The organism is Desulfobacula phenolica, assembly GCF_900105645.1.
Classification (GTDB): Bacteria; Desulfobacterota; Desulfobacteria; order Desulfobacterales; family Desulfobacteraceae; genus Desulfobacula; species Desulfobacula toluolica.
This window is the reverse complement of sequence record NZ_FNLL01000002.1, coordinates 545684-566305: the sequence shown is the minus strand read 5'-3', so window position 1 is coordinate 566305 and position 20622 is coordinate 545684. Positions and strand designations below refer to the sequence as shown.

Below are 20622 nucleotides of genomic sequence, written 5' to 3'. Positions count from 1 at the left end.
ATTGTTTCCGGATATTTTTATCATATGTATTTTATTAATTAAAAATATCATCCTGATAGGTTTATTAATTAGCATTTTACTACTTTGACTTTTTTACCAATCCACTCAGGCGGAAGGTAAACCCTTCCACTGTTGCCGCTTGAATTAACGATTTTTTTGATCATTTCTTCACCATAAATCTCAAATTTAACCTTTTTGCGATTGTGATCTGATTCAAGCTTGTCATGATAGTCTTCATCGCCACTTGTCATGATGCCTCAAACTCCTGTTTACAGCGTAGCCATGAAATGGTATATATCAGCTACTAGTTAAACATTTTATAGATACATTGCAGCTACACGTCAAGAATTTATTTTTATTTTTTTTATACCGGTCTTTATCTGTTATTGTATCTATTATCATCTAAATCAATATTGTTAACACCTGATATATTCAAATTTTATAAAAAAAATAAGTCAGTTATAATTAAAAATTGTTTCTATATTAGTTTGCATATCAACCTTATTAGGATCTTGTCCGGTTCGTTTTGCAACCTTATGCCTTCTTAAATGGTTGAGATTTGACTTTTTTTGCAGTGGGTTGGGAAAGATTTATATTGGGGCTTTGTGGTGAGCGGTCTTAAAATTTTGACGCAATGGCATACTTTTTTATTGTAAATATTTAGTTGTCATATCAACCAAACTAATGTATTTTTTTATTCCCCAAAACTTTTTTTTTCCTTGACATGGTTTTGTCCTTTTAAATATAGTGATTAAACCTACATTAGTTATAGTTTCATTGTAACACTATTAATTGCATTTCCGGTGAAAGGAGGTGAAACCCCAGGTAAAACCGTAAGATTGTTCCAAATTACAGGGTCAGGAGCTGATCTTGAGTTCCATTACATTATTTTTTAGGAGATCGACAAAATGAAAAAGATTACATTTATAGTTTTTTTGATTTTTTGTTTTAGTTTAATTTTGGGGTTTAATGCAACGGCCAAGACTCAATTAACCTATTCAAATTTTTTTCCCCCCACACATTTTAATAGTCAACTCGCAGAAAGCTGGTGCAGAGAAGTAGAAAAAAGAACCAACGGTGATGTCATTATCAAATATTTTCCAGCAGGAACGCTTACCAAAGCCCCACAGACTTATGACAGTGTCGTTCAGGGAATTGCAGACATCGGCATGACGGTTCTTGCCTATTCAAGGGGGCGTTTTACCGTGGCATCTGCCATTGATCTTCCCATGGGCTATAAAAGCGGTGTTCAGGCAACTAGAGTTGCCAATGCGGTTTTAAACAAATTTCAACCCGAAGAATTTGATGATTCAAAAATGATGTTTCTTCATGCCCATGGACCAGGTCTTATCCATACTCGTGACAAAGCTGTTTCAACCATGGAGGATCTCAAAGGCCTTAAGCTCAGGGGCACCGGGACCAGTGGGCTTGTGCAGGCTGCACTGGGTGCGTCTCCGGTTGGCAAATCCATGAGAGAATGTTATCAGATGCTTCAAAAAGGTGTTGTTGACGGATCTTCTCATCCTATTGAGGCTAACAAGGGATGGAAATTAGGCGAGGTTGTTCATTATATGACTCAAAATTTTTCAACCGCTTATACCACCACAATGGCTGTTTTTATGAACAAAAACAAATGGAATAAACTTGGTCCTGCCAATCAAAAAATCATAGAAGAAATAAACGCGGAATGGCTTGTAAAGCATGGAGAAGCCTGGGATGAAGCCGATAAACTAGGTCTTGAATTCTTTTTGTCTAAAGGCGGAAAAGTGATCAGCCTTTCGGATGATGAATCAAAAAAATGGGAGACTGCTGCCTTTCCGGTTATTGAAGATTATATCCGGAAAGCAGAGGAAAAGGGTGTGGATGGAAAAGCGGTCGTGGATTTCATCAAAACCAATATGTAATATTGACGCGTTAATCCACGGTAAATGACCGGCTGGTTCTACTAAAGCCGGTCAATTATTTGTTTTAGATTTTAGTTTATAAGCAGGATATTTTATGAACATTTTCTCCAAAGGGCTGGATAAATTTTCCGGTCTCTTAAAAATCATCGGTGCTACCTCTTTGACAGTCATGATGCTGCTGACGGTTGTTGATGTAATTGGTCGTTTTTTCAAGCATCCTATTTTCGGCTCTGTTGAGCTTGTCGGTTTTCTGGCAACCATTGTGGTTGCAACGGCTTTGCCATATACATATAAAGTTGATGGTCACGTCGGCGTGGAAATACTTGTACGTCTGATGTCTAAAAAAAAGCAGATTGTTCTCGAACTTGTAACCCGTACGTTGACTTTTATATTATTCTGCCTGATCACCTGGCAGATGTTTCTGTATGCAATGGATATACATGAGACAGGCGAAGTTTCCATGAACCTTGAATTTCCCATCTATTACATTGTATACCTGCTCGCTTTTGGTTTGTTGATCTTCACTGTTACCATAATAGAGTCTATTTTTCAAAACATTAAAAAATTGAGAGAATTAAAAATAAAATGAGTCCAACTATTATTGGTATAATCGGTATTGTCATCATGATCATCATGTTTCTGACAAAAATGCCAGTTGCTTTTGTCATGGCAATTGTCGGCTTTGTTGGATTCAGCGTCATGATCACACCGGATGCCGGCCTTGTTCTTTTATCGAGAAATGTGTATGAAGTTTTTGGGTCATACGATTTAACAACAATTCCTTTATTTATCCTCATGGGACAGCTTGGATTTAACTCGGGTATCAGCAAACGGCTGTATGATGCCGGTTATAAATTCATGGGAAGTATCCGGGGCGGACTTGCCATGGCCACAGTTTCCGCTTGTACGGCTTTTGGGGCAGTCTGCGGCTCCAGTCCGGCCACAGCAGCAACCATGGCTACGGTCGGTCTTCCTGAAATGAAACGCTATAATTATGATGATGAGTTGGCAACCGGTTCTGTGGCATCAGGTGGTGGTATAGGTATGATAATGCCCCCCAGTGTGGTTTTGATTATTTACGGTATTTTGACAGAGCAATCCATTGGTGCGTTATTTGTGGCTGGAATTTTTCCTGCATTGCTTGTCACCTTGCTGTTTATTATCTCCATTTATATCCGCTGCCGTATGAATCCGGAACAAGGTCCTGCCGGTGAAAAATTCACATGGATTGAAAAACTCAAGGCTTTGATGGGTCTTGGTGAAACACTGGTCATATTTGTCCTTGTGATCGGGGGCATCTTTATCGGTCTTTTTACTCCGACAGAAGCAGCTGCCATTGGTGCTTTCGGCGTTCTTGTCGTTGCCATCATCAGAAAACAGATCACCTGGGCCGGATTCGTAAAATCCCTGCTGGAAACCTTGAGAACTTCATGTATGGTACTTATGCTCATCGCCGGTGCGGTGATTTTTGGAAAATTTCTTGCTGTTACAAGAATCCCTTTTGAAATCGCAGGATGGGTCAGTGAACTCCAAATGTCCCCCTTCCTGGTGATGGGGGTTATCATCGGGATTTATTTTATCGGCGGATGTTTCATGGATGCTCTGGCCTTTGTTACACTAACCGTGCCCATTTTTTTCCCTGTAGTCATGGAGCTTGGCTATGATCCCATATGGTTTGGTATCATTATTGTTATGGTGACGGAAATGGGAGTGATGACACCTCCTGTGGGGATTAATGTTTATGTGGTTTACGGAGTGGCAAGAAATGTACTGGAACAGGAAATTCCCTTGGAAAAAATATTCAAGGGGATCGTCCCTTTCCTTATTGCCGTTATTTTGGGTGTCATCATCATGATGATTTTCCCGATCATTATCCTTTATTTGCCTAATCTCATGTATTGACACAGAGTATAAAAGGCGAAAATTTATTACTTTCAGGCTTTTCTCCTATTATTAAATCCCTCCATTTATATCAAATGGAGGGATTTTTTATTTTTTCAGAAATATAAATTTTATCGTAACAAGCTCATGGTAAAGAGGATAAGCTTTGTTTCTAAGCTTTGTTGTTAAAAAATGTAAGAAAAATTTACGTTTTTTGGATTTAGATTTATATATTCAATTAACGGAAAAGTTTCGGATCAATATCAAACCGTTTCATGATCTGCTGCAAAGCCTGGCGGTCCATGCGGCAGTGTTTGGCAGCCCGGGTGATATTGCCTTTGCTCATTGAAAGCCTGGCCCCGATATAATCGTGATTAAATTCCCTTAAAATTTTCTCTTTTGCTTCCTTATAGGACAAGGATGCCAGGCTATTGTTGTCAAGCCCCGGAAGATTTTTTGTTGTTTGAGCCAAATCTTTTATGGGGATATCGCAAATGAGCAGGGTATCGGTCTTTGAATACAAAATGCCCTGGACAAGTATATTTTCAAGCTCTCTTACATTTCCGGGCCAGGGTTGTTTCATCAGCAGGTCCATCACATCGCTGGAAATTTTTTTCAATTTTTTTTTCATTTTTTTGCAATGTTTTGCCACAAGGTGTTCACAAATTAACGGGATATCGGTGATCCTGTCTCTTAAGGGCGGCAATTCAATGGGAAGTACATTTAAGCGGTAAAAAAAATCCTGTCTGAATTCATTGTCAGCCATTTTCTGTTTCAGGTTCCTGTTGGTGGAGGCAATGATCCTGATATCCACTTTTTTGACCTTTGTACTGCCAAGGGGTTTGATCTCTTTTTCCTGAAGCACCCTGAGCAGTTTTGTCTGGATGGAAGGCCCGATATCCCCGATTTCGTCCAGAAAAATCGTTCCCTTGTCGGCTTCCTGAAAAAGCCCTTCCTTGTCTCTGGTGGCATTGGTAAATGCGCCTTTTTTATATCCGAACAACTCACTTTCCAAAATATGTTCGGGAATGGTCGGGCAATTCACCGGGATAAAGGGTTTGTCTTTTCGAGGACTCAAAGCATGGATGGATCTGGCTGTTAAATCTTTTCCAGTTCCTGATTCCCCTGTGATCAATACAGTGACATCACTTGCTGCAATCAGGTTGATTTGATCAAACACCCGCTGCATGGGTTCGCTTTTTCCGATCAATTCAAATGGATCTGTTGCCTTTTCTTTTAACAGCCGCTTGTTTTCTTTTAACAACAGACTTCTTTCAAGGGCTTTTTGGATTTTGAAAATTATTTCGTCCTGTTCAAAAGGCTTGGGAATAAAGTCATAGGCCCCTTTTTTGATCGCTTTTACAGCCGACTCGATATTGCCGAATGCAGTGAGCATGACCACGGTCAGATCAGGGTAATGGGTTTTAATATGTTCGAGCAGTTCAAATCCGCCCATGCCCGGCATCCTGATATCGCAGATAACCAGGTCAAAAACTTCCTGTTCCAGGATGGACAGGGCCATTTTTGCTGAAAACGCCCTGGAAACCCTGCAATCAATTTCCGGTTCAAGGGTTCGCTGCAAAAGCCTTGTCATATCCTGTTCATCATCAACTGCAAGTATAAGTGCCGTCATTTTTATCCTGCCTTTTTTTTGCCTGTATCCCGGATCTGTCGGCGGGAAGGCTGATGGTAAAAACCGTTCCTTTGCCTTTGCTGCTTTTTACACGGATATCACCCTGGTGCCGTTTGATAATTCCATATCCAACAGAAAGGCCGAGTCCCGTCCCCTGTCCAACCGGCTTGGTGGTGAAAAACGGATCAAAAATTCTGGATAAATTTTCTTTTTCAATCCCCTTGCCATTATCCTTTACCATGATAAGGATTTTGTTTCCTTCTGTTTTCTGAGTGGCAATATCAATTCTGCCTTTCTTGTCAACTGCATGACAGGCGTTGATGACAAGGTTCACCATCACCTGTGAAAGCTCCTGGTCATTGCCGATAATATTGAGCCTGTCACCTGTGTGCGGATTTAATGTCATTTCAATATTTCTGAAATCAGAATGGTTGGATAAAAATTTTACCACCCCGTCCACCACCTTGTTGATATCAACAACACTCAATGTGGAAGGGCCTTTTCGTGAAAAAGATAGCAGATCCGATACAACGGTTTTGCAATTGTGTACATGCTTTTCTATGATTTTAAGATCTTCTTGATGCTCTGGTTCCTGTTTTAACAGCAATTGTGTATATCCCAGGATAATCCCCAGGGGGTTGTTGATCTCATGGGCCACACCGGCTGACAATTCACCTAAGGCTGCCAGCTTGTCTGCCTGGGCAATCTGCTGTTCCATCACTCTTTTTTCATTCACATTCTTGATGATAAAATGATAGGATTTTTCACATCCAAATGCGCCATAATCAACCCCGGCAGTCATCAGAACCAGCAGGGACGAGTTATCCGGTCTTAAAAATTCCGTTTCCTCGTTTAAAATATATTCTTTTGAATCAATCTTGCTGCTGATTTTTTCCCATTCAGACAAATCAGTGAAAAAACTGCCCACAGTCATCTTTTTTAGGATCATTTCATCCCGGCTGTATCCTGTCAGTTCTATGCCGGCCGGATTGATTTCCATGATTTTAAAGTCTTTGTCCGTTACCATGATGGTATCCAGAGATTGCTCAAATATTCTGCGGCACTTATGCTCGCTGCTGGTTAGCCGTTCGGTTCTTTCAATAACTTTATTTTCCAGAGTCTGGTTGAGATCCATAAGTTTTATGTGAGTGTCCTCAAGTTTTTTGCGGCTTGAATGAATTTTTTCGTTAATGTTCCAGCTCTGGTTGAAAAAAAGCGTGATCAGCCCCACCAGCATGAAAGACCCGGTGTTTACACTGCCGGAATAGGAGGTGATTGCTTGCCAGGCATCTGCATTGGATGTGAGAATGAGAAACTGTCTTAAAATATGGCCGAATGATCTGGATACGGCAAATACTGTAAAACCCGTACTGATCCACAACAGGTACAGAAAAACCGCATTGTCAGAGTCCATTTCCCGCAACCTTTTTGCCTTGTAAAGGCAGAGAAGCGCCACCACCACCATGGCCACAGACCCTATCACATCCACGGCCAGTATGGGAACAAACGAGATTATCATGATCTCTCCTTTTTGGCCATCTGCTGCTGATGTTCGCTGACAAGACTTGAAAGCCCTTTGTAAAAAAGGATCATGGCCGGTACGCACAGGAGATGATCCAGTTTTAAACCATAATAGAGCCATGCCAGGAGCGCTGAATTGTTTTGAGCCACCACTTTTATCCGGGTCAGGGAAAGGTTCTCTATTTTTACGGCATAAGCCTGGTTATCCAGGAAATGGGCGATAATGACATCAAGGTTCCAGACAATAAAAAAAAATGCTGAATACTGGATCAAGCGCCATCCCTTTTGTTTGTCCAGGCCTTTTCTTTTGATGGTGAAAATAAGGGTCACCATGGAAAAAAGAAAAAAAAGGTGCCCTGCCTGGTGGGTGATGATTCCTTCCGAATTGATATGAAGCTGTGTGGCATATAGGTTTGTGGGCAGCAGGATAAAGTATGCTGCCACAAGTATTGTCAAAAGTTTGAACATAGGTCCGGGGGGGTGCGGGATTTTGTTAACCATTGCGTTTTTTAAACACCTTTTTAAGAATGGCCAAGAGGATAAATGCAAGGAGCAGGCATATAACGAACCAGAACAAAGAGCTGACATTCACCTGAAACGAGGCACCAAACCAAAAGGTAAATATCCATTCATTTCCAAACCGGGTTAAAAGGGTTTGGGGTGTGTAAATTTTCGTCACATAGGCTGCCGTCAATAATATTGGAAGAACAGTTGAGATCAGGTTCTTTAAAAGACCTTCAAAAAAATAATCATAATAGGCCTTGTTTAATTGTGCCTGGTCGATATTTTTTGCCAGAGCTTTTGCTTTTTCCCTGTCCGGATGTTTCATTGCCTCTTCTCTTACTTCCTTCCAGTGGGAAAAATCTTCTTTGAGCCTCACATATCTTTTGGTCACATAAACTCGTGCTATTATTCGTGTGATGCAGACGACAACAAAGGCAATAAAAAATATCACAAATCCCGGACCCAGAATCTCAAGGGGGGATAAAATGGTATCGAAAAATACCACTGCCCCGCTTAAAAAAGCTTCAATGGGAACCCATACCCTGTCTAAAAAATCGTCCATAAAAATTCTCCTAAGGATCTAAAAAGACAAACAATTTTATTCAGGTTGTAAATTTTACGATCCTAACATAAAACCCGTGGCTGATTCCATATTATAGAGATTCAGCACACGGGTTTCAAGGTTCATTACCCCTTATATATGAAAGCCCTGGCAAATCCGGTATTGACTTTCAGGTTTTGTTGCGGGCAAACTTGAGCAAATGCCGTGTCTGCACGTGGCAATCATATCCAGATTTCAATCTTAAAAAATCTGAAGAACAAGAAAAATAGTGTAATGGCCAGAACCACTTTTAAGGTCATTTCAGAGAACATTTTCTGTGCCCGGCTGCCCAGCATGCCACCGGCAAATCCGCCGATAATAATGGCAATGGCAAGAGTCATGTCCGGCAAATAGCCGGTCATCAAATAGCCGATGAACGAACCGATACTGGAAAAACAGGTGCCGATAAGGGAGATGGGAACCGCCACATACATGGGAAGCGCGCCCAGGGTGGTCATGGCGGGAACCAGGAGAAATCCCCCGCCGATCCCAAATGACCTGGATACCACACCAATGGCAACCCCCAGGATAGCGAAAAGCAGCGGGTTAATTCTGAACTCTTCACCCCAGAATTTAAACCTGTAATCCATAAGACCTGTTTTTATCGGTTCAATACTGCCCATTTCAGCGGAACGTCCTTCTGCTTTGGCAGCAGCGATCTCTTTGTTGAATTTCTGGGTCATGGCCTTGATGTTTTTTCTTTTGTTCATGGCCTTGGGTGTCATTTCCATAAGGGTTTTGATGCCCATGATAACCACCAGGACAGCCAGCCATTCTTTATAGGCTTGCATGGGAAGAACCGCAGACACATATTTGCCCAGCCAGATGGAACCGATAAAAATTCCCACGCCAAAGGAGAGTCCCACCGGCCATGCCACCCGTTTTTCAACCATTGCGTACCGCCAGAAAGATCCCAAGGGGGAAAACAGGGTAAGGGCCATGTTGGAGGGCTTTAACACATTGGCGGCATTGATGCCCACAGGTCCCATTGTGTTGACAACCAGTACCTGAAAAGCAGCCATTAGCATGCCGCCGGCTGCACCAATCATTGAAAAATAAGTGCCCACAAGAATAGCGCCGATGACGATCCACAAAGGATTCATATACCTGAAACCCTTGTTGAGCCAGTATCCGTTTTTTTCTATGGTATAATCGCCTAATTTGGCACTGTTCACATACACATCAAATTTGGTGTTGGGAGGGGTATGCCTGAAGGATTTAAAAGAAACGGTAAATTCACCCGTGGTTTTATCCAGCTGAACAGAAGTGTCCTTGTCCCAGTAATTGCCGCTGGACTGGTCAGTGATAACGCTTCTTGAAAAAATAACCACCTTGCCTTTACGGTTGCCTTCTTTGACAATGGTATTGATACCATAGGCGTTTTCATTGGCCCACCTGAAAAAATTCCATTGTTTGTCCGTGGCGATTGGACCCATCATGGCACGGGCCGTGGCATCCACATCGTCAAAATTTTTTTTCAGGTAAAACATGGTGGTGCTGTAGATCCCGTTGCCTTTGCCCAGCAGGACAGAGGGACCGCCGAACTTTTTCTTGTCCACTTTGCCGAATTTTTCAGGTACATTTGTGATCAGATAATACAACGGCGAAATGGCCGTATCCATATCAAAGGCCCCTTTTTGGGTCTCTTTTTTAAATTTTTTGACTTCATGGACACCATTGGTGTCTTTTGGGGCAAACATCTCCTGCTGGGCAATGGCCAGGTACAGATCCTGACCGGGAGCGATTTTGCCTTTGATCTGAACCACATCTCCCGCCTTATACGAGGATGCAGATATGCCGGTTTGGGCATATGATACCTGGGCAGCAACAAGCAACACCATTGCCATCATAAAAAAATACATAAAAAGTTTCTTCATTTGACTCTCCTTTTTTTTAAACATGCACATAACATAAATTATAAATTAAAATATCTGACAGCCAGTTTTGCTCCCAGGTAACTTGTAATTCCCGATACTGCCATATAGATCAACAGATCATACATGTTCAGCGAAAACACATCTTGAACCATGGAACCTGTAAAATTTATGATGGCAAAGGTTGCAGCTCCTCCTCCCACACCCAGCACAAACGAAAAAACAGGGATGGAAAAAATTTTGTTTTTCAGCACTTCCACCAGCCTGTAACCTGACATGGCACCATTAAAGGCAATGAGCAGCGGCAGGATAAAAAAAAGTTTATCCATGGGCATAAAGGTTGAACAAAATACCGCAAGAACCAGTGTTCCTCCAACACCTGTAAAAATGGATTTTAAAGCAGAAACAGTCATTTTTTTATCCTTTCTCTTTCCGTAACAGCCCGGTTTGACATCAATTTTATACAGGATGGACACAGATGGTGATGTTCCTTTGTATCCGGGTGGTCAAGTGTGCTTTCTTCCACATGCCTGAGAAACCGGGTTGTGGCATAACGGTTTCCGCACCCCTCACATCTTTCCAGCGGAAGCCGGCCTATGGTCTCACCTTTTATGGAAACAGTTCTGACATTGTCCCGGTCCGTTACCTTGATGGTATTGGTCGGACAAAGATTGGCACAGGTGCCGCACCCGATGCAGCGTCCCGCCTCCGGCATCACACGGTTGCCGTTTTGGGTTTTTACCATTTTCAAGGCCCTGGCCTTTACAATCTCATTGCAGACCCTGATACAAAGCCTGCACCTGATACATCCGTCGGGCGGCGGGCTAACGGCAACTTCAAACGCCTGTGCAAGTTCCCTGATCCGGGCGGAATCCGGTGCCATCTGCAACAAGGCGTTAAAGGCTTTTTTCCGATGGGTCTTTACAAGCTGTGATTCGGTTTTTACAGACAGGTTTTCTTTGACTTTGAGAATGCACGACAGCATCACCACCTGCCTGCCGGAAGGAGATTTGACTTCAACGCCGCAAAGCTTACAGGACCCGGACGGTTTCAGGGCAGGGTGGTAACACAAATGGGGAATTTGAATCTGGTTTTCCTTGGCTGCCTGGAGAATGGTCTGGTTTTTTTTTGCCAAAATTTTTTTGCCGTCAATTGTAATGGCAATCATGGAGCTTTTATCAGTCATGAGCTGCATCCTGAAGATCTGAAATATAGTCTTTGAGATAGTGAAGCTCCTGGGTCAGAACACCGACATGTTTTTTCACCAGATCTTCCAGGCAGATCATTCCCTTGATCCGACCGTCTGACACCACAGGCAGATGGCGGATTTTAGCCTTGATCATCATTCCCATGGCATTGTCAATTGTGTCTTCAGGTTCAACCACAATCAGTTTGGATGTCATTACCTCTTTGATTTGAATAGTGCTGATATTCCTGTCCGGGAAAAGGATGTGGCACCGTACCAGGTCCCGTTCCGTGAAAATACCCTGGGATGCTGTTTTTGTCATTACCACCAGGGCGGATACACTATAGCCGGACATTAATTTCAGGGCCTGCTCAACTGTCTGGTCCTGATCTATGATATGAAAACAGCCGGCATTGTCTTTTAAAAGATTTTTTACCTTCATTGTTGTTTGTTCCTTTTCTGGGGAAGGCCTTCCTTACTTTTTCAGGGTTGCCCGATCAATCTCAAACAATCCTGGGGCAGCCGGTGGGTGCCTTTACCCTCAAGGCTGACCTCGATTAATGCATCAGGATCATTGATGGTATTATCCGGGTCAGTCACAAATCCGTGAATCCCGATAAAATCATCCATATAAGGTTCCCATGCCTCGTCTTCTGATTTTTTAAACACCTCGATTTTATTGCCTCGCTGGAACTGCATGATGTTTTCCTTTTTTTTATATGAAAGGACTTTTTGACCTGTTGTAGTCAGATCTCTTTTATTGTTTGCTGTGGCAGCTCAACCTGCATGGCAGTTATTTGGGTTTTGCCGGTCGTGTGGCCACATGATTTTTTGCACTCAATTTTCGCTGGCAAATATCGCATAAAAGTCCGTTAGCAGGTGCTTTGGTGATATTTCCTGTTTTTTGGGCTATAAACTGCATATAGGCTTTTGAAGGCAGAACAGCATGGCATTTTTCACAATATTGAATTTCTTGTTTGTTCAAAATAATGCCGCACAGCTTCAACAGCCGCTGCCCTTCTTTTTCTTCAATCACCATGGCCTTGTTTTCGCAGTTTGCCGCACAAGCCCCGCAGGTAATGCATCGTTCGGCAGTGGCCTTAAAATCTGTTTGTGACGGTTCGTCAAAATCCAGGTAGCCAAGCTGCAGGGCATCAATCCCCATCTTGTCACGGCAGATTTCCACACATTTGCCGCACCTGCGGCAGATATCGCACCGCAGGCAACGCCCTGCTTCCCGGCGGACACTTTCTTCATCATATCCCAGCTCTGCCTGTTGAAAAGTCGTTCGCCGCCGGTCCACGTTCAGCATGGCCATTTTTGGGCGTTTCAGTGTCATTTTCTGGTCGGCCGACATTTCAACAGGGGGCTCTATGGTATGCCTTACCGGAATTTTGGGCATCCTGGGCTGGGGAATATTGTTCAGATACCTGTCAATGGCATCGGCTGCCCTTCTGCCGCCCCCAATGGCTTCAATCACTGTGGCAGGCCCGGACACTGCGTCTCCGGCAGCAAACACACCCGGCATGGTGGTTTCCATACTGGCATGGTTCACCTCAATGGTTCCCCTCCGGGTCCAGTTTACCCGGTCAAAGGCTTCCATGCCATTATCATCCACATACTGGCCAATGGCAGGGATCACAGCATCTGCCCGGATGGTGAAATCCTTTCCCAGTATGGGCACCGGGGCCAGCCTGTCCGAGCCTTTTTTCTTGATCAGTTCGGCTTTAATACAGTCAAGCCCTGTGATCACGCCATTTTCCCCTTTGATCTCTTTTGGAATGGTGAGAAAAGAAAACTCGATTCCCTCCTCTTGCGCCTGTTCAACTTCTTCAATATCCGCAGGCATCTGGTTTCTGGATCGCCTGTAGGCAATTGTCACCTTTTGAGCCCCAAGCCTCAGGCTGGTTCTTGCAGCATCAATGGCCACATTTCCACCGCCGACAATCACCACATGTCTGCCAGGAGCATGGTGATTGCCAAGGGCCACGTCCTTTAAAAAGGTTACGGCATCCAGAACCTTTGGAAAGTCTTTTTCTCCTTTAATGTCCAGACTCCAGGATTTATGAGCGCCAATGGCAATAAAGAATGCGTCATAGCCTTCTTTTTTAAGGGCATCAAATGTGACATCCTTTCCAAACCGGGTGTTATAGGAAATCTGGACCCCAAGCTCCTCAATCATTGCCACTTCCCTGTCAATCACCTCCCTTGGCAGACGGTATCTTGGAATGCCCACCATGAGCATGCCGCCAGGAAAAGGAAGAGCCTCAATAACCCTGACCTTGTATCCCATGAGAGCAAGATAGTAGGCGGCTGAAAGACCGCCCGGGCCGGCACCTACCACACAGACTTGCTTGCCGTTATCCGGTTTTTTTTCAGGGTTTTTATATGCCCGGTCCGACATGGCTCTTTCTGCTGCAAAGGCTTTGAGAAATTTAATGGAGATGGGCGTGTCAATCCTGGCACGCACGCACATCATTTCACAGGGCCGGGTACAAACAAGGCCGCACACCCAGGGGAAAGGGTTGTCCCGCCGGATCACTTCAATGGCCTTTGCATCCTTTCCCCGGGCGATCAGTGCAAGGTAGGTGGGCACATCAATTCCGGCCGGACAGGCCATCTGGCAGGGTGATGGTGCCAGCTTGCCGCAGTCGTGGGACGGGCAGTTTCTTGAGTCAATATGGCTTTGAAAGATCTCCCTGTGTTCCTTCAGGATGTTTTTCAGAGTTTTTCCGGTTTCATGGTTGGGCAAAGGGCTGTTCTCATAAAAATATTCTTTGACAAGAGAATCAATGGCAGACAGGTGATCCAAACTGCCGGCACCCTCTGCAATCTCTTCGGTCAACTGCAGAATCTGTTCGGAGATTCTCCTTCCCCTGGGATCTGTTAAAACTCCTGAACCGATCTGTTCAGAAATATAGATAATGGTTTGTCGAACCGGACAGGTTTTTTCCGCCATTTTTACTCCTTTACCACTTAAAAACTGCTGTTTTCAAGGGATGCCACAGATGCCGCATGCCGTTCCCGGCGGATCTGGGTCATATCTTCCACGTTACCGAATTTCAGGCAGCCTGTGGTGCAGGTGGTTACACAGGCGGGTTTTAATCCCTGATCAATTCTGTCTTTGCAATAATCGCATTTTTTAACTTTTTCCGTTTCCGGGTTCCACTGGGGAGCCCCCCATGGACAGGCCGATACACAGGTTTTGCAGCCCACGCACAGCTCTTTGTCAATAAAAACAATACCGTCACCGGGTCTTTTCTGCATGGCCCCGGTGGGACAGGCAGAGACACACCATGGATTTTCACAGTGAAAACAGGGCATGAAAATAAAGGACATTTTCGGCAGCCCTCCGATAAATTTGGGGCCCACCTGGATGATCTGGCAGAGTTTGGGGCCTTTGGGAAGATTCTTATTGGACTTGCACTGGATTTCACAGGCATGGCATCCAATACATTTTTTAATGTCCTGGAACAGATAATATTTACTCATTCAACGCCTCCAATCTTGGTTGGGTCTGCTGTGAATTTTTTGTTGACTTTTGTTTGTCAGGCTTTGTTTGTCAGACATGTGTTCTTAACCTTTTTGTATGCTAAAGCGGGGTGACCGATACAAAGGTATCGTGATAGGCCGGGCTTCCCCCGATCTTGTCATAAACGTTTTCCTGGATCAAAGCATCTGAAAGCCCTTTGTTAAAGGATCGTTTTGCCCGTCCTGCCTGATGCCCGTATCCATGGAGCATGAAAACGCTTTCCGGATGGATCAGGTCTGTGACAAAGGCTTTGATCTGTCCTTTTCCACAAGCTGACGTCACTTCAACCACGTCTTTGTCTTTTATGCCCAGTTCATTTGCCTTGCCTGTATTGATCCACAGAACATTTTCACTTTCCAGCTCATTCAAGTAGGGCACATTCTGTGTGGATACATGAGTGTGAAGGGCGGATCGTCCCACTACAAGACGAAACTTTCCGGCTTCAGGTGCGGGTACGGGTTCGTATTCTGGGAAAGATTCAAACCCGGCATTTTCCAGCAGGGATGATTTGAATTCGATTTTTCCGGAAGGTGTTTTAAAGGGAATATTGTTTTTGTCCCAGAAAATCTGGTCAGCCCCATAGGCGACAAAGCCCTTTTTCTTGAAATCTTCTCGTGTAAAACCGGTTCCTTCAAGCTGCCAGTCCACAAGTTCGTCCATGCTTTCGTAGGGGAAATAATCACCGATCCCCAGTTTTTGAGCAATCCTTTTTAATATCATGGCACCGTCCATGGTGTCGTATCTGGGCTCGACTGCTTTTTCCCTCATATACATCTGGGGTTTAAGGCCGTTCATCTGCTGGATGCAGTCGGTTCTTTCAAGGTATGTGGATTCCGGCAGGATCACATCTGAATACCATGCAATATCCGAGTAATTGATATCAATGGTCACGATCAGCTCCAGCTTGTCCAGTGCCCGCCGGGTCTGGGTTGTGTCGGCAATGGACATGAGCGGGTCCATGCGGTAGGCAATCAGTCCTTTGATGGGGTAGGGATCTTCATTCAATACAGCATGGGGAAAGATCTGGGCCACCCCGTGATTGGGATCAGGCAGAGGAAAGTCCGGGGTTCCGACCTTGTCAAATCTGGGTACGTCAATTTTGGGAAATTCCTGGGCGGTTAATTTTCTGGCAGCTTTGCCGCCAACTTCGCCCGGCCCCTTTTTAAAGAAGATGCCGCCTTTGGCTTCCACGCTTCCCATGAGGGCGTTGAGCATCAGTATTGAGCGGCGCATATAAATTTCATTGGTATGGCTGGCTCCACGATATCCATAATGAAAAATCACCGAAGGCTTGTCTTTGCTGATTTGCCTTGCCAATCCAACAATTTCGTCAGCATTGATTCCGGTTTCCTTTTGCGCCCATTCAGGAGTATACTCTTCAACAAATTCCTGGAGATCACTGAGTCCATGAACCCATTTGGACACAAATTCCGCGTCATAGAGCCTTTCTTTTAAAATGGTATGAATCAATGCATAGTTCAGGGCAAGATCGGTTCCCGGCCGGATCATCCAGTATCTGTGGGCCTTGGAAGCGGTTATATTCACTCTCGGGTCGATGTAGGTCAGCTTTGCACCGTTTTCCAATGCTTTCATCAGGCCGTTGACCTCTTTTAAAGCAATGGACTCAAAAATATTTCTGCCATAAAGGACAATGTTTTTTGTATTCCCGTAATTGATGCCGATCTGGCCGTCATTGTATCCGAAAAGAGACCGGCAGGCTGTATTGACAGATCCCTTGCACAGGGCGTCATGGGTGAAATGGTTGGGGGATTTTAACGCTTTTAAAAAGGTCTTGCTGACATGGGTGGCCAGCTGGGTTCTTTCGCAAAGGGCAAGGCTGTGGCCGCCGTTTTCATCTGTGATCTCCTTGATCCGTGTGGCCACATAGTCAATCGCCTCATCCCAGGATGCCTTTCTCCAGTTGCCTGAGCCCCGTTCACCGACCCTGATGAGCGGGGACTGCACTCTCTGGTCATCATAGAGCATGGATTTGCCGGCAGACCCTCTTGGGCAGAGACTGCCTTCAATGCCGGCAACATGCTGATTTCCTTCGATCCAGTCTACATGCCCGTCTTTGACCTTCACCCTTATGGGACACCTGACGGAACACATGAAACACAAACTGAAAACTTCTTTATCCATAATTGATTGCCTCCTTATAGCAAGCTTTTATTCTGCAATATGTGACTAATTTGTATTGCCAGAAGCGTGCCGGTTTCTTTTGATTTGAGATAAAATCAGCAGCAATACAGGATAACTATTTGAAATTTTATGAGATATGACTATGAAATTTAATTGAATAATTATGAGGTAAGCCATTTTGGATATTATTTCAAGGAGTCAGATTGTTTATCATGGTTTTTTTTAACACCGGAAAACGATGGATTGATAAAGATCTTATATGTTAAAGCATTCAACTGCCATAAAAATTAAGCGCAATGAAAATATTGCACTGCATTTTTTTTATTGCACCAGTTGATAAAAAGACATCGTTTTATCTGCTATAGCTTGCAAATGAGATATTCCCAGGAAAAGTATCAAGTAAGTTGAGTGTAAAAAAAATATTGTTCTGATTCTGCAATTGGGTTAAATGTCTTGTATGAAAAAATATTTTTTTATCATAATAATTTTGTTCTTGTCTCTTTTTTCCGCCGGTTGTGAAAATACAGATTTTTCAGTTGTAACGGATGCTGGAATTGATGCCATAAAAGCTGTTACATTAAGTGATGAAAATGTAAAAAAAATTGCTTTAAAAGCTTCCAGGCAGTCAGATATAAAGCATAAAATCGCTCCGTTATCCAATTTATACGGAAAAAGGCTTTATAATCTCATCGGTACAAAATATTCTTCGAACGGATATGATTTTAATTTTAAAGTTTATCTGTCTCCTGTGGTAAACGCCTTTGCCATGGCAGATGGAACAATTAGAATTTATAGCGGTTTAATGGATATGCTCAATGACGAGGAATTGCTTTTTGTGCTTGGCCATGAAATGGGCCATGTCGTTGAAAAACACATTAAAAAGAAAATTCGACTTGCCTATGCAGGACGGGCCATTCGAAAAGGCATTGCTTCCCAGGAAAACATTGCGGGAGATATAGCAAGGTCAAGCTTTGGTGGCCTAATTGAACTCCTTATAAATGCTCAGTTTTCTCAGCAGGAAGAAAGAGAAGCTGATGATTTTGGAATTGCATATCTTCAGGAAAAAGGTCTTAACCTTCAAAGTGCGGTATCAGCATTAAAAAAAATTGCAACCCTTGGCAATAAGCATTCTTTTTTATCAAGTCATCCTGCACCGGAAGTAAGGGCCAAAAGACTTCAAAACCAAATTGACAATCCAGAAAAACCCGGTGATCCTTCTCTTGTTGAACAAATTATTTCCAGATTGAAAGAGTGGAAAAATATTTTAAACTAAATTTTCTGTTCTCGCTTTATTTTCGTTTCATAAGGTGCTGGAGCAATGGATACCCCCGGAATCCTTTTTCTGAAAACAAGAGTGCCGGTTTGTATATCTCTTTGTATGGTAGATTACCGAATTTTGAATGCAGGTGCAGGGTATCCACTCCGGCCATAAACCCCTGAATCAGAACTGTTTCCCCTCCTCTTTCAGAGATTGTCAGCGGTTGATCTTTGGCAAGGGGGGAACGGTATCCTGCATTCATTGAATATACCTTTCGGGTTTTACTGTCATAATAGACACAGGACATGATTCCAGCAAAACTGTTCCAGCTTTCGCCGGATAGTACAATTTGAGCCATTGCTGTGGCAAGAGCTGCATCTGCTTCAGAACCACCCTGTTCAAGGATATGCTTTCCTGCCCTTATTGCCGGAGCTTAGCTGGTTCACAGGAAGCTTGATTGTAAACCTTGCCCCCTTGGCTAAAGATTCATTGACCGATATTGACCCCCTGTGCCACAGGGCAATCCTTTTTGCAATGGCAAGGCCCAGACCATATCCGCCTGATTTTCTGTTCCTGCTTTGGTCAAGCCTGAAAAAGGGTTCAAAAATTTTATCCCTTGCATTTTCCGGGATTCCAGGACCATCGTCATCAACGTGTATGCTGCAGATTTTTTTTCCCGGCTCAAAAATAATATCTATATTATTGCCAGCATATTTTGCGGCATTTCTGATAAGATTTCTCACAGCCCAGCCAAGGTATACAGGCTCAAACCTTGTGATAAATCTGTCCATTTTGTATTTGATTTGAAAACTGATTTTTTTTTCAGATATATTATTTTTTTCAGTATCAATAATAGTTTTCAGCCAGAAAACCATCTCATGTTTTGAAAGTCCTCCGGATGTTTCAGGCTCTCTTTCAAATTTGGCATAGGCCAGCATTTCATCCACAAGGGATTCTATCTCTTCAACATCCTTACCTATCTCATTGATATAATTTTTGCCGCCATGGCCAGGTATCAGGGAATCAAGGAGCATTTCCAGGCTGAACTTGATCCTTGCCAGGGGTGTTCTGATCTCATGGGACACACTATTACCCAGCTCTTTTTGTGATTCAAGAAGCTTCTGAGTCTTTTTGGCCATATTATTAAAGGCGACAGCTATCTGTGTCATTGAGGAAACTTTCGAGACTTTCACCCTTGCCTTGTGATTCCCTGAAGAAAATTGAGTTGCTGTCTTTTCTATTTTCTTAATATCCCTGTGCAGAAAAAAAGCCCAGACCAGGGCAGGAAGAATAAGGGCCACAACGGCAAGGCTCCAGAAAATGATCATCACCTTTAATTCCAGCTCATCACCGGGATAGGGGCCTTCCATTGCCTGGGCCCGGAAAGACCCAGACCCCACAAGGCGCTGAACCAGCATATCCTTGTCTGGTCTATATATTGTCTCAGCCTCAATAATAAGGCCTTTTAAAAAAGCCTCTTTCTCGTTATCTTCAATTTTAAGTTCATCAATTCTGTAAATAGCCAGGTGATATCCAAACCGTGGCCTTAGCTTTTTAATTTCCAAATCCTGGGCATCTTCATCCAGACCGGCAAGCCTCTCACCAATCAGAAAGAAGGTTCCCCTTGCAAGATCAGCATTTGCTTTTATCGTTTCTTCTTCAAAAATTTCATCCATTATCGGACTGACCACATAAAAAACCCCAAAAAGGCCAACAACCAAAAAGACATAAATTGTAATAAATAATCGTTTCATGGGGCAGGCTTATAGTCCCAGGCATCATCAACAAAGAGATAACCGCTTCCCCAAACAGTCTTTATCCTGAAGGGATGTTCCGGGTTGTCTTTTAGTTTTTTTCTAAGTCGAGATATGGCAACATCCATTGAACGGTCTATACCATCATATTCTATACCTTTGACAGATTGATATAAAAACTCCCTGTCCAGAACTTTGCCTGATTTCAGTGCCAAGAGACATAAAAGGTCAAACTCTGTGGTGGAAAGCTCAATTACTTTATGGGCCAGTTTTACACTCCTGGATGCCGGGTTAATCTCCAGGGAACCAAATTGAAGCTTTTTCTCAATAGAGTTTTTAGATTCCATGGGTACATGGCTGGATCTCCGAAACAAGGCCCTTATCCTTGCAAGCAGAACCCTCGGTTCCACAGGTTTTTTTACATAATCATCAGCACCCAGTTCCAGACCTGCCACCTGGTCCATGTCATCTTCCTTGGCAGTAAGAATGAGAATAGGGCCCTGATAATTTGCCCTGACATCCCTACAGATTGATAAACCATCCTTTCCCGGAAGCATGAGATCAAGGATAACCAGATCCGGATCTTCACCCAGAATTCGATCCCCAGCCAGAGCCCCGTGGTGTTCCAAAAGGATTTCATAACCCTGCTTTTCCAGATATTCCCTGACAAGCCGGGATAATCTCAAGTCATCTTCCACAAGCAGAATTGTTTTTTTTATCTCTTCCATATGTTCAGTTTTGTTTTTATTTAATGATTTTAATTTCAAACAGAAGAATACCACATCATATTTTTATAAACCAATGAAAAAATGTTTCAAATTGTAATTGTTTC

At 43.4% G+C, this 20622-nt stretch carries 20 protein-coding genes; 4 read left to right on the top strand and 16 right to left on the bottom strand.

The genetic code is table 11. The features are described from left to right. Nucleotides 1-68: 68 nt before the first annotated feature. A complete protein-coding gene (locus tag BLT94_RS04975; RefSeq protein ID WP_014955911.1) occupies nt 69-251 on the bottom strand; it encodes a DUF2080 family transposase-associated protein in 183 nt (60 codons plus the stop codon). Between the two features lie 657 nt (nt 252-908). On the opposite strand from BLT94_RS04975, the gene BLT94_RS04970 reads away from it, so the two are divergent. The 3 genes from BLT94_RS04970 to BLT94_RS04960 all read left to right on the top strand — a co-directional run bounded on the left by BLT94_RS04970 (nt 909) and on the right by BLT94_RS04960 (nt 3806). Continuing rightward, nucleotides 909-1904: a TRAP transporter substrate-binding protein gene (locus tag BLT94_RS04970; RefSeq protein ID WP_014955912.1), complete on the top strand. Its 996-nt coding sequence runs from the start codon at nt 909-911 to the stop codon at nt 1902-1904. A gap of 94 nt (nt 1905-1998) precedes the next feature. Beyond that, nucleotides 1999-2493: a TRAP transporter small permease gene (locus BLT94_RS04965; protein WP_092231061.1), complete on the top strand. Its 495-nt coding sequence runs from the start codon at nt 1999-2001 to the stop codon at nt 2491-2493. After that, nucleotides 2490-3806, top strand: coding sequence for a TRAP transporter large permease (locus BLT94_RS04960; RefSeq protein ID WP_092231058.1), 1317 nt, complete (start codon nt 2490-2492; stop codon nt 3804-3806). The genes BLT94_RS04965 and BLT94_RS04960 overlap by 4 nt, the downstream gene beginning before the upstream one ends. Nucleotides 3807-4023: 217 nt before the next feature. Here BLT94_RS04960 and BLT94_RS04955 read toward each other — a convergent pair whose 3' ends face one another. From BLT94_RS04955 to BLT94_RS04900, 12 genes are all read right to left on the bottom strand, one after another. Then, nucleotides 4024-5418: a sigma-54-dependent transcriptional regulator gene (locus BLT94_RS04955; RefSeq protein ID WP_092231055.1), complete on the bottom strand. Its 1395-nt coding sequence runs from the start codon at nt 5416-5418 to the stop codon at nt 4024-4026. After that, nucleotides 5393-6937, bottom strand: a complete 1545-nt coding sequence (locus BLT94_RS04950; RefSeq protein WP_092231052.1) for a two-component system sensor histidine kinase NtrB — start codon at nt 6935-6937, stop codon at nt 5393-5395. The genes BLT94_RS04955 and BLT94_RS04950 overlap by 26 nt, the downstream gene beginning before the upstream one ends. Then, nucleotides 6934-7440, bottom strand: coding sequence for a hypothetical protein (locus BLT94_RS04945; RefSeq protein ID WP_092231049.1), 507 nt, complete (start codon nt 7438-7440; stop codon nt 6934-6936). Before BLT94_RS04945 ends, BLT94_RS04950 begins: the two co-directional genes overlap by 4 nt. Next, a complete protein-coding gene (locus BLT94_RS04940; protein ID WP_014955918.1) occupies nt 7433-8005 on the bottom strand; it encodes an EMC3/TMCO1 family protein in 573 nt (190 codons plus the stop codon). The genes BLT94_RS04945 and BLT94_RS04940 overlap by 8 nt, the downstream gene beginning before the upstream one ends. 221 nt (nt 8006-8226) lie before the next feature. Further along, complete coding sequence (locus BLT94_RS04935; protein ID WP_014955919.1) at nt 8227-9921, bottom strand: sulfite exporter TauE/SafE family protein; 1695 nt, start codon at nt 9919-9921, stop codon at nt 8227-8229. 38 nt (nt 9922-9959) lie between these two features. Continuing rightward, nucleotides 9960-10331 (bottom strand): hypothetical protein, encoded by a 372-nt coding sequence (locus BLT94_RS04930; RefSeq protein WP_092231046.1) that lies wholly within the window; start codon nt 10329-10331, stop codon nt 9960-9962. Next, on the bottom strand, nt 10328-11104 hold the full coding sequence (locus tag BLT94_RS04925; protein WP_014955920.1) for a 2Fe-2S iron-sulfur cluster-binding protein: 777 nt from the start codon (nt 11102-11104) through the stop codon (nt 10328-10330). The genes BLT94_RS04930 and BLT94_RS04925 overlap by 4 nt, the downstream gene beginning before the upstream one ends. Continuing rightward, a complete protein-coding gene (locus tag BLT94_RS04920) occupies nt 11097-11546 on the bottom strand; it encodes a CBS domain-containing protein (protein WP_014955921.1) in 450 nt (149 codons plus the stop codon). The genes BLT94_RS04925 and BLT94_RS04920 overlap by 8 nt, the downstream gene beginning before the upstream one ends. Before the next feature lie 41 nt (nt 11547-11587). Then, on the bottom strand, nt 11588-11803 hold the full coding sequence (locus BLT94_RS04915; RefSeq protein ID WP_014955922.1) for a peptidase associated/transthyretin-like domain-containing protein: 216 nt from the start codon (nt 11801-11803) through the stop codon (nt 11588-11590). A 94-nt stretch (nt 11804-11897) separates the two neighbouring features. Next, nucleotides 11898-14063, bottom strand: coding sequence for an NAD(P)-binding protein (locus BLT94_RS04910; RefSeq protein ID WP_014955923.1), 2166 nt, complete (start codon nt 14061-14063; stop codon nt 11898-11900). 17 nt (nt 14064-14080) lie between these two features. After that, nucleotides 14081-14596: a 4Fe-4S dicluster domain-containing protein gene (locus BLT94_RS04905; RefSeq protein WP_092231043.1), complete on the bottom strand. Its 516-nt coding sequence runs from the start codon at nt 14594-14596 to the stop codon at nt 14081-14083. 100 nt (nt 14597-14696) lie between these two features. Beyond that, nucleotides 14697-16778 (bottom strand): molybdopterin-dependent oxidoreductase, encoded by a 2082-nt coding sequence (locus BLT94_RS04900; RefSeq protein ID WP_014955925.1) that lies wholly within the window; start codon nt 16776-16778, stop codon nt 14697-14699. A gap of 457 nt (nt 16779-17235) precedes the next feature. On the opposite strand from BLT94_RS04900, the gene BLT94_RS04895 reads away from it, so the two are divergent. Continuing rightward, nucleotides 17236-18051, top strand: coding sequence for a M48 family metallopeptidase (locus BLT94_RS04895; protein ID WP_092231040.1), 816 nt, complete (start codon nt 17236-17238; stop codon nt 18049-18051). Between the two features lie 16 nt (nt 18052-18067). Here the strand turns inward: BLT94_RS04895 and BLT94_RS04890 are convergent, their stop codons facing one another. From BLT94_RS04890 to BLT94_RS04880, 3 genes are read right to left on the bottom strand one after another with little or no spacing between them, the layout of a single operon-like run. Next, nucleotides 18068-18394 (bottom strand): gamma-glutamyltransferase, encoded by a 327-nt coding sequence (locus BLT94_RS04890; protein WP_245742952.1) that lies wholly within the window; start codon nt 18392-18394, stop codon nt 18068-18070. Nucleotides 18395-18434: 40 nt separating this feature from the next. Next, complete coding sequence (locus tag BLT94_RS04885) at nt 18435-19790, bottom strand: ATP-binding protein (protein WP_092231035.1); 1356 nt, start codon at nt 19788-19790, stop codon at nt 18435-18437. After that, nucleotides 19787-20557, bottom strand: a complete 771-nt coding sequence (locus BLT94_RS04880; protein ID WP_269764188.1) for a response regulator — start codon at nt 20555-20557, stop codon at nt 19787-19789. Before BLT94_RS04880 ends, BLT94_RS04885 begins: the two co-directional genes overlap by 4 nt. Between the last annotated feature and the right edge of the window lie 65 nt (nt 20558-20622).